General features: G+C 61.7%; 18 protein-coding genes. 16 read left to right on the top strand and 2 right to left on the bottom strand.

Going from position 1 to position 14,030, the window contains the following annotated elements; translation table 11 throughout:
* Nucleotides 1–57: 57 nt before the first annotated feature.
* The gene (locus tag BMF35_RS10135) at nt 58–540 is read left to right on the top strand and encodes an SH3 domain-containing protein (RefSeq protein WP_236781516.1); all 483 of its coding nucleotides are present in this window, start codon (nt 58–60) and stop codon (nt 538–540) included.
* 60 nt (nt 541–600) lie between these two features.
* Here the strand turns inward: BMF35_RS10135 and BMF35_RS10130 are convergent, their stop codons facing one another.
* Both BMF35_RS10130 and BMF35_RS10125 read right to left on the bottom strand, forming a co-directional pair.
* A complete protein-coding gene (locus BMF35_RS10130) occupies nt 601–978 on the bottom strand; it encodes a hypothetical protein (RefSeq protein WP_047005837.1) in 378 nt (125 codons plus the stop codon).
* Nucleotides 979–1,115: 137 nt separating this feature from the next.
* Nucleotides 1,116–2,312, bottom strand: a complete 1,197-nt coding sequence (locus tag BMF35_RS10125; RefSeq protein WP_047005836.1) for a thiolase family protein — start codon at nt 2,310–2,312, stop codon at nt 1,116–1,118.
* Between the two features lie 70 nt (nt 2,313–2,382).
* On the opposite strand from BMF35_RS10125, the gene BMF35_RS10120 reads away from it, so the two are divergent.
* The 15 genes from BMF35_RS10120 to nuoI all read left to right on the top strand — a co-directional run bounded on the left by BMF35_RS10120 (nt 2,383) and on the right by nuoI (nt 14,023).
* The gene (locus tag BMF35_RS10120; protein ID WP_052765908.1) at nt 2,383–3,711 is read left to right on the top strand and encodes an SMP-30/gluconolactonase/LRE family protein; all 1,329 of its coding nucleotides are present in this window, start codon (nt 2,383–2,385) and stop codon (nt 3,709–3,711) included.
* 77 nt (nt 3,712–3,788) lie between these two features.
* A complete protein-coding gene (ndhC, locus tag BMF35_RS10115) occupies nt 3,789–4,163 on the top strand; it encodes an NADH-quinone oxidoreductase subunit A (RefSeq protein WP_047005835.1) in 375 nt (124 codons plus the stop codon).
* On the top strand, nt 4,160–4,735 hold the full coding sequence (locus tag BMF35_RS10110; protein ID WP_071961205.1) for a NuoB/complex I 20 kDa subunit family protein: 576 nt from the start codon (nt 4,160–4,162) through the stop codon (nt 4,733–4,735). The genes ndhC and BMF35_RS10110 overlap by 4 nt, the downstream gene beginning before the upstream one ends.
* The gene (locus tag BMF35_RS10105) at nt 4,732–5,244 is read left to right on the top strand and encodes a hypothetical protein (protein ID WP_047005834.1); all 513 of its coding nucleotides are present in this window, start codon (nt 4,732–4,734) and stop codon (nt 5,242–5,244) included. The genes BMF35_RS10110 and BMF35_RS10105 overlap by 4 nt, the downstream gene beginning before the upstream one ends.
* Complete coding sequence (locus tag BMF35_RS10100; RefSeq protein WP_047005833.1) at nt 5,244–6,092, top strand: NADH-quinone oxidoreductase subunit C; 849 nt, start codon at nt 5,244–5,246, stop codon at nt 6,090–6,092. The genes BMF35_RS10105 and BMF35_RS10100 overlap by 1 nt, the downstream gene beginning before the upstream one ends.
* A 5-nt stretch (nt 6,093–6,097) precedes the next feature.
* Nucleotides 6,098–7,303, top strand: coding sequence for an NADH-quinone oxidoreductase subunit D (locus tag BMF35_RS10095; RefSeq protein ID WP_047006505.1), 1,206 nt, complete (start codon nt 6,098–6,100; stop codon nt 7,301–7,303).
* 109 nt (nt 7,304–7,412) lie between these two features.
* On the top strand, nt 7,413–7,598 hold the full coding sequence (locus tag BMF35_RS10090) for a hypothetical protein (protein WP_156172040.1): 186 nt from the start codon (nt 7,413–7,415) through the stop codon (nt 7,596–7,598).
* Complete coding sequence (nuoE, locus tag BMF35_RS10085) at nt 7,588–8,256, top strand: NADH-quinone oxidoreductase subunit NuoE (protein WP_047005831.1); 669 nt, start codon at nt 7,588–7,590, stop codon at nt 8,254–8,256. The genes BMF35_RS10090 and nuoE overlap by 11 nt, the downstream gene beginning before the upstream one ends.
* Nucleotides 8,253–8,396 carry a hypothetical protein gene (locus BMF35_RS13760; RefSeq protein ID WP_169819285.1) on the top strand — a complete coding sequence of 48 codons (144 nt, stop codon included), beginning with the start codon at nt 8,253–8,255 and terminating at the stop codon, nt 8,394–8,396. Before nuoE ends, BMF35_RS13760 begins: the two co-directional genes overlap by 4 nt.
* Nucleotides 8,397–8,398: 2 nt before the next feature.
* Complete coding sequence (locus tag BMF35_RS13650; RefSeq protein WP_156172039.1) at nt 8,399–8,563, top strand: hypothetical protein; 165 nt, start codon at nt 8,399–8,401, stop codon at nt 8,561–8,563.
* Nucleotides 8,564–8,565: 2 nt separating this feature from the next.
* The gene (nuoF, locus tag BMF35_RS10080) at nt 8,566–9,858 is read left to right on the top strand and encodes an NADH-quinone oxidoreductase subunit NuoF (RefSeq protein WP_047005830.1); all 1,293 of its coding nucleotides are present in this window, start codon (nt 8,566–8,568) and stop codon (nt 9,856–9,858) included.
* Entirely contained in the window at nt 9,855–10,499 is a 645-nt protein-coding gene (locus BMF35_RS10075) for a hypothetical protein (protein ID WP_047005829.1), read from the top strand. Before nuoF ends, BMF35_RS10075 begins: the two co-directional genes overlap by 4 nt.
* A complete protein-coding gene (gene nuoG / locus BMF35_RS10070) occupies nt 10,492–12,486 on the top strand; it encodes an NADH-quinone oxidoreductase subunit NuoG (protein WP_047005828.1) in 1,995 nt (664 codons plus the stop codon). The genes BMF35_RS10075 and nuoG overlap by 8 nt, the downstream gene beginning before the upstream one ends.
* Nucleotides 12,483–13,541: an NADH-quinone oxidoreductase subunit NuoH gene (gene nuoH / locus BMF35_RS10065; RefSeq protein ID WP_047005827.1), complete on the top strand. Its 1,059-nt coding sequence runs from the start codon at nt 12,483–12,485 to the stop codon at nt 13,539–13,541. Before nuoG ends, nuoH begins: the two co-directional genes overlap by 4 nt.
* The gene (gene nuoI / locus BMF35_RS10060) at nt 13,538–14,023 is read left to right on the top strand and encodes an NADH-quinone oxidoreductase subunit NuoI (protein ID WP_047005826.1); all 486 of its coding nucleotides are present in this window, start codon (nt 13,538–13,540) and stop codon (nt 14,021–14,023) included. The genes nuoH and nuoI overlap by 4 nt, the downstream gene beginning before the upstream one ends.
* Nucleotides 14,024–14,030: the final 7 nt, after the last annotated feature.

Genomic DNA, 14,030 nt, shown 5'->3' with positions numbered 1-14,030 from the left:
CGGCAAGCATGCACGGTGCGATTGCGGTGGGCTCTGCACATCCCCTATCATGCGCTGATGCCATCAATGATCCGACTCGCTTTGCTAACATTCTCCGCCGGTGCCTGCGCCCTCATCGCGCCTGCTGCCCTCGCTCAGGATGCAGAGCTGCCATATTGGGCCAGCATCGATGCGGAAGAAGCCTATCTTCGCCGAGGCGCGGGTGAGCAATTCCCGATCGACTGGGTCTATACGCGCGAGGGCCTACCTGTGCGGGTAGTGCGCCTGATCCAAGGCTGGCGCTATGTGGAAGAACCCGACGGCACTATGGGCTGGATGTATGAGGGCCTGCTCAGCCGACGCCGCACGGCCATCGTGACGGGCGAAGGCATCGTGGCCATGCGCGCGGATCCAGCAGACTCTGCGCCGCTGCGCTGGAACCTGGAGCCGGGTGTAATCGGCGAACTCGGCGATTGCGCAGAGGGGTGGTGCGAGCTCGACGTCGATGGCCACAAGGGCTGGGTCGAGCAGTCGCGACTCTGGGGTGCGGGCGAGCCCTGACGACAACAAAAAGGGGCGGCCCGTTTCCGCGCCGCCCCATTTCTTCAATACCGAAGTATCTCAGCTTTCGTAGGAATAGCTCATCGCCTGGCCGTCCGGGCCGGTGATGTCGTACATGCCATTTTCGCTGCCCGGCGTAATGTCGAAACAGGTCGGCTCTGCGCCCGGTGCCGTCAGGCAGGTGCCGTTTTCGGTGTCTTCCCACGTACCGGCATCCATCTGTTCGCCGCCTTCGGTGACGGTGTAGGTTCCGTCATTGGCCAGAGTGACGACCACTTCCTGACCGTCTTCGGTCGTGGAGGTGTAGGTGCCGGGCGCGGTTGCATCGTTCATCGGCGCTACGGCCGTTTCGTCCGCACCGGTTTCAGCCGGTTCCTCGGCGTCGCCTCCACATGCGGCCAGAGCCATGGCGCCAGCGATTGCAATCAGTTTCTTCATCTCTTCACTCCCTTGGTCGGTGTTATCATTCGCAGCAACGGCTTAATACGACGAAGGGTCCGAAGCAAAGCGGCCGGACAAACAAAACGGGGCGACCATCGCTGGCCGCCCCGCTAAAAATCGATCGATCAAGCGGATCAGGCTAGTTCGACAGCCACCGCCGTCGCTTCGCCGCCACCGATGCACAGCGATGCGATGCCGCGCTTCTTGCCCTGCTGCTTGAGAGCATTGAGCAAAGTCACGATGATGCGCGTGCCGCTGGCACCGATGGGGTGGCCCAGAGCGGTGCCGCCGCCATTCACGTTGATCTTGGCGTGATCGATGCCGATGTCCTTCATCGCGAACATGGCGACGCAGGCGAAGGCCTCGTTCACTTCCCAGAGATCGACATCGTCGACGCTCCAGCCGGTCTGCTCGAGCAACTTCTGGATTGCGCCCACGGGAGCGATCGTGAACTCTTCCGGAGCCTGCGCGTGGGCGGTCATGCCGACCACGGTCGCGACCGGTGTCAGGCCTTTCTCGTCGGCTACGCTCTTGCGAGAGAGAACCACCGCAGCCGCGCCGTCGGAGATGGAGGAGGAGGTCGCCGCCGTGATGGTGCCGTCCTTGGCAAAGGCCGGACGCAGCTGCGGGATCTTGTCGGGGTTGCCCTTGCCGGGCGCTTCGTCCGTATCGACAGTCACATCGCCCCGGCGCGTGGTGTAGGTGACGGGGACGACCTCGTCCGCGAATGCACCGCTTTCGATGGCTTTGTTGGCGCGGTCCAGGCTGGCGATGGAATATTCGTCCATGCTCTCGCGCGTCAGCTGATACTTGTCGGCCATGTCCTGCGCGAACGTGCCCATGGCGCGGCCTTCCTCATAGGCATCTTCCAGTCCGTCGAGGAACATGTGGTCATACGCCTTGTCATGCCCGATGCGAGCGCCGGAGCGGTGCTTTTTCAGCAGGTAGGGCGCATTGGTCATGCTCTCCATACCGCCTGCGAGCACGACATCCGAGGTGCCCGAGGCGAGCGATTCCGCGCCCATGATGACGGTCTGCATGCCGCTGCCGCAAACCTTGTTCACCGTGGTCGCCTGCGCACTCTTGGGCAGTCCTGCAAGGATCGCTACCTGGCGGGCAGGGGCCTGGCCGAGACCGGCGGGCAAAACGCAGCCCATATAGACCCGGTTCACATCGTCTCCCGATACACCGGCGCGTTCGATGGCTGCCTTCGCTGCCGTTGCACCCAGGTCTGTCGCGGCGACATCGGCCAGCGCGCCCTGCATGGCGCCCATCGGGGTGCGTGCGTAGGAAAGGATGACGATGGGATCGGATTCGTTGAAAGTAGCCATGGAAAGCTTGCCTCTATTGGTCCTGTTGGAAAGAAGGGACGTGTCGGATCATCTAGGGAGGATTGGCATCATGCACAAGATTGTGCGCCGCAGCACTCTGGCCATTGGTATCATGGCGCTTGCGGCCTGCCAGACGCCCGAAAATCCGTTCCAGACGATGGCCGATGCGCCGCCGCCTGCTGCCGAGGACGCCGCTGCGCCCACGCGCCTGCCCGCCGAGCTGTGGCGCCCGGTCGATGCGTCCACCGGGCAGATCACCGATGTGGATGGTCTGGAGCAATTGGCCGAGGACTTTCCCAATTCCTCTTCCGTCCGGCTCCGCCTCGTGAGCGCGCTTGCCCGCGAGGATCGCTGGCCGGAGGCTCTGGCAGTCGCCGAGAGCCTTGCACGCGACGGCTATGTGTTCTCTCCGCAGCAGCGTGAGTTCCTGATTGGCCTGGTGCAGATCGGCTATTTTCCAGCGTGGCTTTCTCCGGCCTTGCAGACGGACGTTGTGATCGGCAGCGATGTATTGGCCGAAACGCCAAATTCGATCTTTCTGCCGGAATCGGCCCTCTACGATATGGCCTATAACCGACTATTCGTGACCAGCGTCGTATCTCGCGCGCTGCACATCTACGATGGCGACGCGGGATGGCGTACACTCGACATGCGCGAAACCGGCAGCCTGTCGGGTATCGCTCTCGACGAAAGGCGCGGACTGATCTGGATAGCCTCGGGCGTGTTTGACCAGACGCCAGATCCGGACACAGCCTATACCGGACTCATTGCACTGGACCGCGCAACGCTGGAGGTGCGGCGGCACATGCCTGCGCCCAATGGCGTGACGTTGTCCGACATCGCGGTGGGGCCCGATGGCAGGGTCTATGCCAGCGATCCAATCGATGGCGCAATCTGGGTGTCCGGCGATAGCATGATGACAATGTTGGTCGACGCGGGCACATTTCGCTCGCCGCAAGGTCTCGCCGTGCGCGCGGACGGACGTTCCCTGATCGTCAGCGACTATCGCTACGGGCTCGCCGTCGTGGCGCTGCCCTCACGCGTCGTCTACCGCATGCAGAGCGAGCAGCCGATGATCCTCGACGGGATCGACGGGCTGTGGCTTTACGGGAATGAGCTGATTGGCATGCGCAATGGCGTCTCGCCCCAGCAGATCGTGGCCTTCCAGCTGGGCTACGGTATCGCCAGCATCGCAGGACAGCGCGTGATAGAGCAGGCACATCCCGAATGGACGGAGCCGGTCGGGGGAACCGTTCTGAATGGCAGGCTCACCTATATTGCGAACGGCCAGTGGCCGCTTTTCGGCGAGGACGAGGCGATGGTTGCTGGTGTAGCACCGCAGCGCGCGCAGGTGCGGACGGTGGAACTGGTGGAAATCGTGCCGGAAACCGCCGAATAGAGGCCGAGTGCTGCCTTGCATCGCGGGCGTGCTTTGCCTAGACGCGCCCACGCAACGCTAGCAAATCGAGTCCGCACGTGGTCGATCTTACCGAATACATGCCGATCCTGCTGTTCATCGCCATCGCGGCGGGACTGTCGGCGGCATTTGTCTTCCTGCCGATGGGCGTTTCGCGCCTTACGGGAGCGCACAACCCACAGGCTGAAAAGCTCACCGAATATGAATGCGGCTTCCCCGCTTTCGAGGATGCTCGCCATCAGTTCGATGTGCGCTTTTATCTCGTCGCCATCAGCTTCATCATCTTCGACCTCGAGGCCGCTTTTCTGTTCCCCTGGGCGGTGAGCCTGGATGTCACGGGCTGGGTCGGCTGGGGCGGCATGATGGTGTTCCTCGGCATTCTTGCCATCGGCCTTGCTTACGAATGGAAGAAGGGAGCTCTGGACTGGGAATGAGCGCCGTAAACGACCAAGCCATCTATCCTCCTTTTGCGGACGCTCCGGCGGCCAAGGGCGGCGACGTGCGCCAGCCCGACGAGGACTATTTTAATTCGTTGCAGACAGAGGTGAACGACAAGGGTTTCCTCGTCACCAGCACCGAAGACCTGTTCCAGTGGGCGCGCACCGGCTCGCTTTGGTGGATGACCTTCGGCCTTGCCTGCTGCGCGGTGGAGATGATCCACGTGAACATGCCGCGCTACGACATGGAGCGCTTCGGCGTCGCCCCGCGCGCCAGCCCGCGCCAGTCCGACGTGATGATCGTGGCCGGCACGCTGTGCAACAAGATGGCCCCCGCGCTGCGCCGCGTTTACGATCAGATGTCCGATCCGAAATATGTGATTTCGATGGGCAGCTGCGCCAATGGCGGCGGCTATTACCACTATAGCTATTCCGTGGTGCGCGGCTGCGACCGGATCGTGCCTGTCGACATCTATATCCCCGGTTGCCCTCCGACAGCGGAGGCGCTGCTCTATGGCGTGATGCAGCTTCAACGCAAAATCCGCCGCAGCGGGACGATCGAGCGATGAAGGCTGTTCTACCAACGATCACGGCAATCTCGCTCCTCGCGGTGGCTGCACCTGCGGCAGCGCAAGCCCAAACGCCCACGGTAACAGAGGACGGCGTGATCTCCGCCATCATGCCGTGCGAAGAGCCGACCGACGCGACCAACAACACAGCCTTTCTCGAAGGCTGGCTCTGCATGGAAGAGAATGCCGCTTTCATCGTGATCGTGTCGACAGGACCGGAAGCCGCGACGCACAACCCCTTCACTTCCAACTTCGATGCGCTGGTGGAAGACGTTTCGACGTCGCATGATACGGGTTTTGTCGAGGAAACGGAGGTCGAGGGTCGTCGGACCGTAACGGCCTATATGGGTGATGACGGCGTGAATGGACGCATGCGCGCAATCCAGATCGCGCCCGACCGTGTGGCTTATGCCATCGTGATGTCGAACCCGGCTGCCTCGGGGCGTGAGCTGTCGTCCACTAGCGAGCGGGGCGTTGCTTTCGTGCAGTCGCTGGAGGTGAACCAGTAATGGCCGTCATCCACTCCGCTCCCAAAATCGCCTCGAACGAAGGCGTGCGCGATACGCTGGTCTCGGCGCTGGGCGCCCACGTCGTCGACAGCCATGAAGCGCATGGCGAGATCATTCTCACCGTAAAGCGCGAAAGCATCGAAGATGTGCTGCGCACCCTGCGGGACGATCACGCCTACCAGCAGCTTGTTGAGATTGCGGGTGTCGACTTTCCGGGCCGCGCCGAGCGGTTCGAGGTTGTCTACATGCTCCTCAGCCTTTCCAAGAACCACCGGATCATGGTGAAGCTGTCGACGGACGAGAACACGCCTGTGCCCACCGTCACCACGCTGTGGCCGGTTGCTGGCTGGCTGGAGCGCGAAGTGTTCGACATGTTCGGCGTGACATTCGACGGCAATACCGATCTGCGCCGGATCCTCACCGATTACGGCTTTGAAGGGCATCCCTTCCGCAAGGACTTCCCGCTGACGGGCTATACCGAGCTGCGCTATTCCGAAGAGGAAAAGCGGGTGGTGTACGAGCCGGTGCAGTTGGCGCAGGACTTCCGCACGTTCGATTTCACCTCGCCTTGGGAGGGTGCCGATTACCAGCTGCCGGGCGACGAAAAGGCGACCATGCCGCCCATCGACGATCCCAAGGTTACCGAGAGCCCGAAAGACACCGGTGCGGGCGCGAAAGCCGATGCCAAGGCCAGCGAAAGGATCAGCGCAGCGGCGCCCGCCGAAAAGGATTCCGACATCGACGAACCTGCTCCCGATGCTACCGAGGACCAGCCGGATCGCGCGCCTGGCAAGGGCGATGTGCGTGACACCAAGGCGGCAACGCAGCCGAAGGACGACAAGCCATGAGCGGAATGATGCTGGAAGAATCGCCGACCACCGAAGGCGAGGAAATCACCAACTACACGATCAATTTCGGCCCCCAGCACCCTGCGGCGCACGGCGTGCTGCGCATGGTGATGGAGCTGGATGGCGAGATCATCGAACGGATCGACCCGCATGTCGGCCTGCTGCATCGCGGCACCGAAAAGCTGATCGAATACAAGACCTACCTGCAGGCGCTGCCTTATTTCGATCGACTCGATTACTGCAGCCCGCTGGCGCAGGAATATAGCTACGTCCTCGGCATCGAGAAGCTGCTGAATGTCGAAGTGCCGGAGCGGGCGCAGTATCTGCGCGTGCTGTTTGCCGAGCTGACACGCATCTGCAACCACATGCTCAATATCGGCGCGCATGTGATGGATGTGGGTGCGATGACGCCGAACCTCTGGGTGTTCGAGCTGCGCGAAGACTGCATGAATTTCTTCGAGCGGGCATCGGGCGCGCGCATGCATGCCGCATGGTTCCGCCCCGGCGGCGTGCACCAGGACGTGCCATTGAAGCTGCTCGCCGATATCGGCGACTGGTGCGACAATCGCCTGCCCGAACTCTTCGGCGATGCCATGAGCCTTGTTACCGACAACCGCATCTTCAAGCAGCGCAATGTCGATATCGCTGTCGTCAGCAAGGAAGATGCGATCGCGTGGGGCTTCTCCGGCCCGATGATCCGCGCTGCCGGCATCCCGTGGGATCTTCGCAAGTCGCAGCCTTACGACGTGTATGACCGGATGGAATTCGACATTCCCGTCGGCACCAATTCCGATTGCTACGACCGCTTCATGGTCCGCGTGAAGGAAGTCTACGAGAGCGCGAAGATCATCAAGCAGTGCCTGGCCGAAATGCCCGAAGGCCCTGTGGCGAGCGACAACAAGAAAGTGTCCCCGCCCAAGCGCGCCGAGATGAAGCAGTCGATGGAAGCGCTGATCCATCACTTCAAGCTCTACACCGAAGGCTTCCACGTGCCCGCGGGCGAAGTCTATGTCGCGACCGAAAGCCCCAAGGGCGAGTTCGGCGTGTATTTGGTGGCAGACGGCACGAACAAGCCTTACCGCTGCAAGATCCGCCCGACCGCGTTTTCGCACCTGCAGGCGATGGACTTTATGTCCAAGGGCCACATGCTGCCCGACGCAACCGCAATCCTCGGAGCGATCGACGTGGTGTTCGGGGAGTGTGATCGGTGAGCAAGCTCGGCATCGTCATTGCGAGTAGCCGCAGGCTACGCGGCAATCCATGGAACTGCACCATGGATTGCTTCGCTACGCTCGCAATGACGACGAAAGGAGGCACATTGTGATCCTTCGCGAATTCTTCATCCTCGTCGCCGCTTTCGCCGCCTTCGCATCGGCGGTTGCCGCCTATCTCGCCGCTTTCCACGGTGAGGCGGCGCTCAAGGAAATTCTATCCACCGCCTTTGCGGCGGTGATCGGCCTGTATGTGGGCCGCTATATCGAACGGAGGCTCATTCGTGGCCGCTAGACATCTCGCCCCCGACACGCCCGAACTGCGCGCGCAATATGAGGGATGGGCGTTCACCGATGCCAACAAGGCGGCGGCGGACAAGCATATCGCCAAATATCCCGAAGGCCGCCAGCGCAGCGCGGTGATGCCGCTGCTCGATCTGGCGCAGCGCCAGGTGGGCGAGGAAACTAACACGCAGGGCTGGCTGCCGCTGCCGGTGATGGAATATGTCGCCGCCTATCTCGACATGCCGATCATCCGCGTGGTCGAGGTCGCTACGTTCTATTTCATGTACAATCTCGTGCCAGTCGGCAAATTCCACGTGCAGGTGTGCGGCACCACGCCGTGCATGCTGCGCGGGTCGGACGATATCCTAGATGTCTGCGCCAAGCGCGGCATGAAAAAGGGGCAGGTCTCCGACAACGGCCTGTGGACGCTGACCGAGGTCGAATGCATGGGCAGCTGCGCCACGGCGCCCATGGTGCAGATCAACGACGACAATTATGAAGACCTGACCGCCGAACGTTTCACCGCCGTGCTGGACGCCCTCGAAGCTGGTGAAAATCCGAAGGCAGGTACGCAGCAGCCGGGTCGGCATACGTCCGAGCCTTCGGGCGGACCGACCACGCTCAAGGAAATGGTCGACGCCAATCACGATTACCGGAGCGAGTGGTGAGCGAACAGATCATCCCGCTGCTGGTCGCGGTCGTGTTGATTGCGATCGCCTGGAAGGTGCTGAAAGGCATCGTTAAAACGGTGGCCCTCGTCGTCATCCTGGCGGCGGCTGCCATCTGGGTTTTCGGAGTAGGCGTATGAGCATGCTGCACAAGATCGCGTGGATGCTCGGCGTCATTGCCGTGACGCTTGGCCTGTATCTGGTCTTCGCTCGCGACCTGCGCGAAGGCTTTGTCGCCATTGCCATCGGGCTCCTCACCATTTTCCTGGCGAACCGCACCGCGAAAAGCGGGACGAAGAAAGACTGACCATGCTCGCTGACAAGGATCGCATCTTCACCAATGTCTACGGTTTCCAGCCGTGGAATCTCGACGCTGCGCAAAAGCGCGGCGATTGGGACGATACCAAGTCGCTGATCGCGCGCGGTGAAGACAATATCATCGAAGAGATCAAGGCTTCGGGCCTGCGCGGGCGGGGCGGGGCAGGCTTTCCGACCGGCATGAAATGGAGCTTCATGCCAAAGGAAAGCAAGGACGGTCGACCGTCCTTCCTCGTCATCAATGCCGACGAATCCGAGCCCGGTTCGTGCAAGGACCGCGAGATCATCCGCCACGATCCGCACAAGCTGATCGAAGGCGCGCTGGTCGCCGGCTTCGCCATGCGCGCGCGTGCCGCCTATATCTATATTCGCGGCGAATATATTCGTGAGGCGCAGACGCTGCAGGCCGCGATTGACGAAGCATATGATGCAGGCCTGATCGGCAAGAATGCCAGCGGTTCGGGCTACGATTTCGATGTCTTCATGCACCGCGGCGCGGGCGCCTATATCTGCGGTGAAGAAACCGCGATGATCGAGAGCCTCGAAGGCAAGAAGGGCCAGCCGCGGCTGAAGCCACCATTCCCGGCAGGCGCCGGCCTTTATGGATGTCCGACAACGGTCAATAACGTCGAGAGCATTGCGGTCGTGCCGACAATCCTGCGGCGCGGCGGCAGCTGGTTCGCCAGCTTCGGGCGCGAGAACAATCACGGTACCAAGCTTTTCCAGATCAGCGGGCACGTCGAAAAGCCCTGCGTGGTGGAGGAGGCGATGAGCATCCCCTTCCGCGAGCTGATCGAGAAGCATGCAGGCGGCATCACTGGCGGGTGGGACAATCTGCTGGCGGTGATCCCCGGCGGATCCTCCGTGCCACTGGTCCCTGCTGCCGAAATCATGGATGCGCCGATGGATTTCGACGGGCTGAAAGAGCTCGGCTCGGGCCTTGGCACGGCTGCCATCATCGTGATGGACAAGAGCACCGATATCGTGCGCGCCATCAGCCGCATCAGCTATTTCTACAAGCATGAAAGCTGTGGCCAGTGTACGCCCTGCCGTGAGGGCACGGGCTGGATGTGGCGCGTGATGGAACGTCTTCGTGTGGGCGAGAGCAGCCCGCAGGAAATCGACATGCTGTACGAAGTCACCAAGCAGGTGGAAGGCCACACGATCTGCGCGTTGGGCGATGCCGCCGCATGGCCGATCCAGGGCTTGCTCAAGCACTTCCGCCCCGAACTGGAACGCCGCATCGCCGACCGCGAGAATGCGATGCAGGAGGCCGCGGAATGATGCTCAAGCTCTCAGCAAAAGCCATTATGGCAGCCGCTCTGGTCGCAAGCATCCCCGCAGCGGCGCAATCCGTCAGCGTTACGCAGCAGCGAGAAGCTGTCGCCGCGTGGACTCAATGCATTGCCGACGAAAATGCGGATGAGGTTCACGACCTTCTCGTGCTCGATTATCGCAGCAACGAGTATCGCCGCCTGATTGACGATCTCGCCGATCGCCGCGTCAGCAGCGAATGTTTCAACGCCATGCCGCGTCGTTACCGGCGTATCGAGTTGGGCGGCCTGCCTTTTGCAGGTGGCCTTGCCGAGCGGATGCTGGAAGCCGGCGATGGGGAGCCGCTGGTGATGCGCCTCTCCATGGCTGCCATCGGTACGCCCGCAGAAACGTATTCCTACACCGATCAGGTGGCCAATTGCGTCGCGCGCGGCGCGCCGAACCTTGTCGCCGACCTGTTTGCCACGCCCGTTGCGAGTGACGCAGAAACCGCTGTATTCACGCAGATCGACCCCGTGCTGGACATCTGCACGCAGGACGGCAGCTCCATAAATGCCTCGCCGCTGGCGATGCGGTCGATGCTGGCAACGGCCAGCTACCGCATGCTTGCAGCGCAGACCGAAGAAATGAACGAGAACGACGATGCCTAAAGTCACAGTCGACGGCACCGAGTTGGACGTCCCCGACGGCGCGACCGTCCTCCAGGCGTGCGAGCTGGCGGGGAAGGAAATTCCGCGCTTCTGCTATCACGAGCGGCTGTCCATCGCGGGCAATTGCCGCATGTGCCTTGTCGAGGTGAAGCCCGGACCGCCCAAGCCACAGGCCAGCTGTGCGCTGCCCGCGACCGAGGGGCAGGAAATCCGCACCGATTCCAAGATGGTGAAGGCCGCGCGCGAAGGCGTGATGGAGTTTCTTCTCATCAATCACCCGCTCGATTGCCCTATCTGCGACCAGGGCGGCGAGTGCGACCTCCAGGACCAGGCCATGATGTATGGCCGCGGCGCGACGCGCTATCACGAGAACAAGCGCGCCGTTACCTCCAAGAACATGGGCCCGCTGATCAAGACGATCATGACCCGCTGCATCCACTGCACGCGCTGCGTCCGCTTCTCGGAAGAAGTGGCGGGCGTGGACGAGATCGGCGCGCTCTATCGCGGCGAGGACATGCAGATCACCACCTATCTTGAGCAGGCGGCGAAGCATGAGCTGTCGGCCAATGTGATCGACCTTTGCCCGGTCGGTGCGCTCACCAGTGGGCCGTATGCCTATGAAAGCCGCCCGTGGGAGCTGAAGAAGACGCTGGGCATCGATGTGTCCGACGGTGTCGGCGCGAATATTCGCATCGACAGTCGCGGGCGCGAAGTGCTGCGCGTGCTGCCCCGCGACAATGACGATGTGAACGAGGAGTGGATTTCGGACAAGGCGCGCTACCAGGTCGACGGCCTAATGCGCCGCCGTCTGGATAAGGTTTTCATTCGCAAATCCGGCAAGCTGCAGGAAGCGGGCTGGGACGATGCCTTCAAGAAAATCGCCAAGGCCCTGAAAGGCAACGGATCGAGCATCGCCGCAATTGCGGGCGACATGGTCGATTGCGAGACGATGTTTGCCGCCAAGGCCCTGCTGAAGGCGAGCGGCAGCACGCTGATGGAAAGCCGTCAGACGGGCATGGATTACGACGTATCCAATCTCGCGGCGGTCAATTTCAACTCGACCTTTGCAGGGATCGAGGAAGCGCAAGCCATCCTCATCATCGGCAGCCAGATCCGTATGGAAGCGCCGCTGGTGAATGTGCGCCTGCGCAAGGCGGTGAAGCGCGGTGCGAAGGTCTTCGTGGTCGGTCCCGAATGGGAAACGACCTATCCGGCGAGTTTTCTTGGCAGTGATCTTTCGGCGCTGGACAAGCTGCCATCTCATTTGACCGACGCTTTCAAGTCGGCCGATCGCTCGGCGGTTATTTTGGGCGCTGGTGGTTTCGCTGCCGGCGCCCATGGCAAGGCTCTGGCTGTTGCTTCCAGCCTCGGCGCCGAGTTCAATGCGCTGCACACAGCGGCCGCTCGCATGGGCGCGGTGATGCTCGGCTTCTCCAGCAAGGGCGGCATCGCCGACCTCGCTGAGGCGAAACCAGCTGTCGTGCTGGCGCTTGGGGCGGACGAAGTGGATTTCAGCCGCTTCGACGGCAGCCTGAAAGTCTATATCGGCCATCACGGCGACAAGGGCGCGCATGCGGCGGACATCATCCTGCCTGCCGCCGCCTACACCGAAAAGGCTGGTACCTACGTCAATACCGAAGGCCGCGTGCAGATGGCCGACAAGGCGATTTTCGCACCGGGTGATGCGCGCGAGGACTGGACCATACTGCGCGCGCTGGCCGATGCGCTGGGCGTCAATGTCGGCTTCGACAGCTTTGCCGAATTGCGTGCCGCGATGATCGCCGATGTGCCAGCACTCGCCCAGGAAGGCCTGGCCGATCTTGGCACGCTGCCTGCTGCTCCTGCCAATGCCGGTGCCTCGGGTGAGATCAGCTATCCGATCAAGGATTTCTACCTCACCAACGCCATAGCACGCGCCAGCGTCGTGATGCAGCAATGCTCGGACGAACTGACGCATGGGCATGAGATGAAGGAGGCTGCGGAGTGACCCAGTTCTTCATCGATCTCGGCATGGACGCTGGCTGGGCGGCCTTCGTCGCGGCCATTTCCGGAATCCTGCTGATCGCGCTTCCGCTGATGCTGGCGGTCGCCATGATCATTTACGTCGATCGCAAGGTGTGGGCCGCCATCAACCTGCGACGTGGCCCCAACGTGGTCGGACCGTTCGGCCTGCTCCAGTCCTTCGCAGACGGCCTCAAGGTCTTCCTGCAGGAAACGATCATTCCTTCGGGCGCGAACAAGGGCATCTTCCTGCTCGCGCCGATCATTACGTTTACCGTGGCACTGCTCGCATGGGCCGTGATCCCCTTCGACGCGGGCGTGGTGCTGGCGGACATCAATGTCGGCCTGCTCTACATCCTCGCGATCAGTTCGCTCAGTGTTTACGGCGTGACGATGTCGGGCTGGGCGTCCAACTCGAAATATCCGTTCTTCTCCGCGATGCGTGCTGCCGCGCAGATGATTTCCTACGAAGTCTCTATCGGCTTCATACTCGTCTGCGTCGTGCTGTATGCCGGCACGTTCAACCTGTCTGACATCGTGGAAGGCCAGCGCGGGCACGGCTTCGGCATTGTGAACGGCTATTGGTTCAACCTGCTGCTGTTCCCGATGTGGGTGGTGTTCTTCATCAGCTCGCTGGCAGAAACGCAGCGCGTGCCTTTCGACCTGACCGAGGCGGAAAGCGAGCTGGTGGCCGGTTACCAGACCGAATACAGCTCCATGAGCTTCGCGCTCTTCTGGCTGGGCGAATATGCCAACATCCTGCTGATGTGCAGCCTCAACACGCTGCTGTTCTTCGGTGGCTGGCTGCCGCCTCTGAACATCGACCTGATCCCGTGGTTCGACATCCCCGGCATCGTGTGGTTCCTGCTGAAGACGTTCTTCTTCTTCTTCATGTTCAGCTGGGTGATGGCGACCGTGCCGCGCTACCGCTATGACCAGCTGATGCGCCTCGGCTGGAAAGTCTTCCTGCCGATGAGTCTGATCTTCGTTGTCCTCACCAGTGGCTGGCTCATGTTTACCCGATATGGAGGTGCGGCATGACCGTCGCCCATCTGATAAAATCCTTTACCCTGTGGGAATTCGTGAAGGCGCATGCTCTCACGCTGAAGTATTTCTTCAAGCCCAAGGTGACGATCAACTATCCTTACGAAAAGAACCCGATCAGCCCGCGTTTTCGGGGCGAGCATGCACTGCGCCGCTATCCCAACGGGGAAGAGCGCTGCATTGCCTGCAAGCTGTGCGAGGCCGTGTGCCCGGCGCAGGCGATCACCATCGAGAGTGAGCCGCGCGAGGATGGCAGCCGCCGTACCACGCGTTACGACATCGACATGACCAAGTGCATCTATTGCGGTTTTTGCCAGGAAGCATGTCCGGTGGATGCCGTGGTGGAGGGGCCGAACTTCGAATACGCGACCGAAACGCGCGAAGAATTGCTCTACGACAAGGCGAAATTGCTGGCGAACGGGGACAAGTGGGAGCGCGCTATCGCCGCGAACCTTGAAGCCGACGCGCCATACCGATAGGGGCCGC

It is taken from the genome of Aurantiacibacter gangjinensis (genome assembly GCF_001886695.1).
Taxonomy (GTDB): Bacteria; Pseudomonadota; Alphaproteobacteria; order Sphingomonadales; family Sphingomonadaceae; genus Alteraurantiacibacter; species Alteraurantiacibacter gangjinensis.
This window is presented reverse-complemented; position numbering and strand designations above follow the sequence as displayed.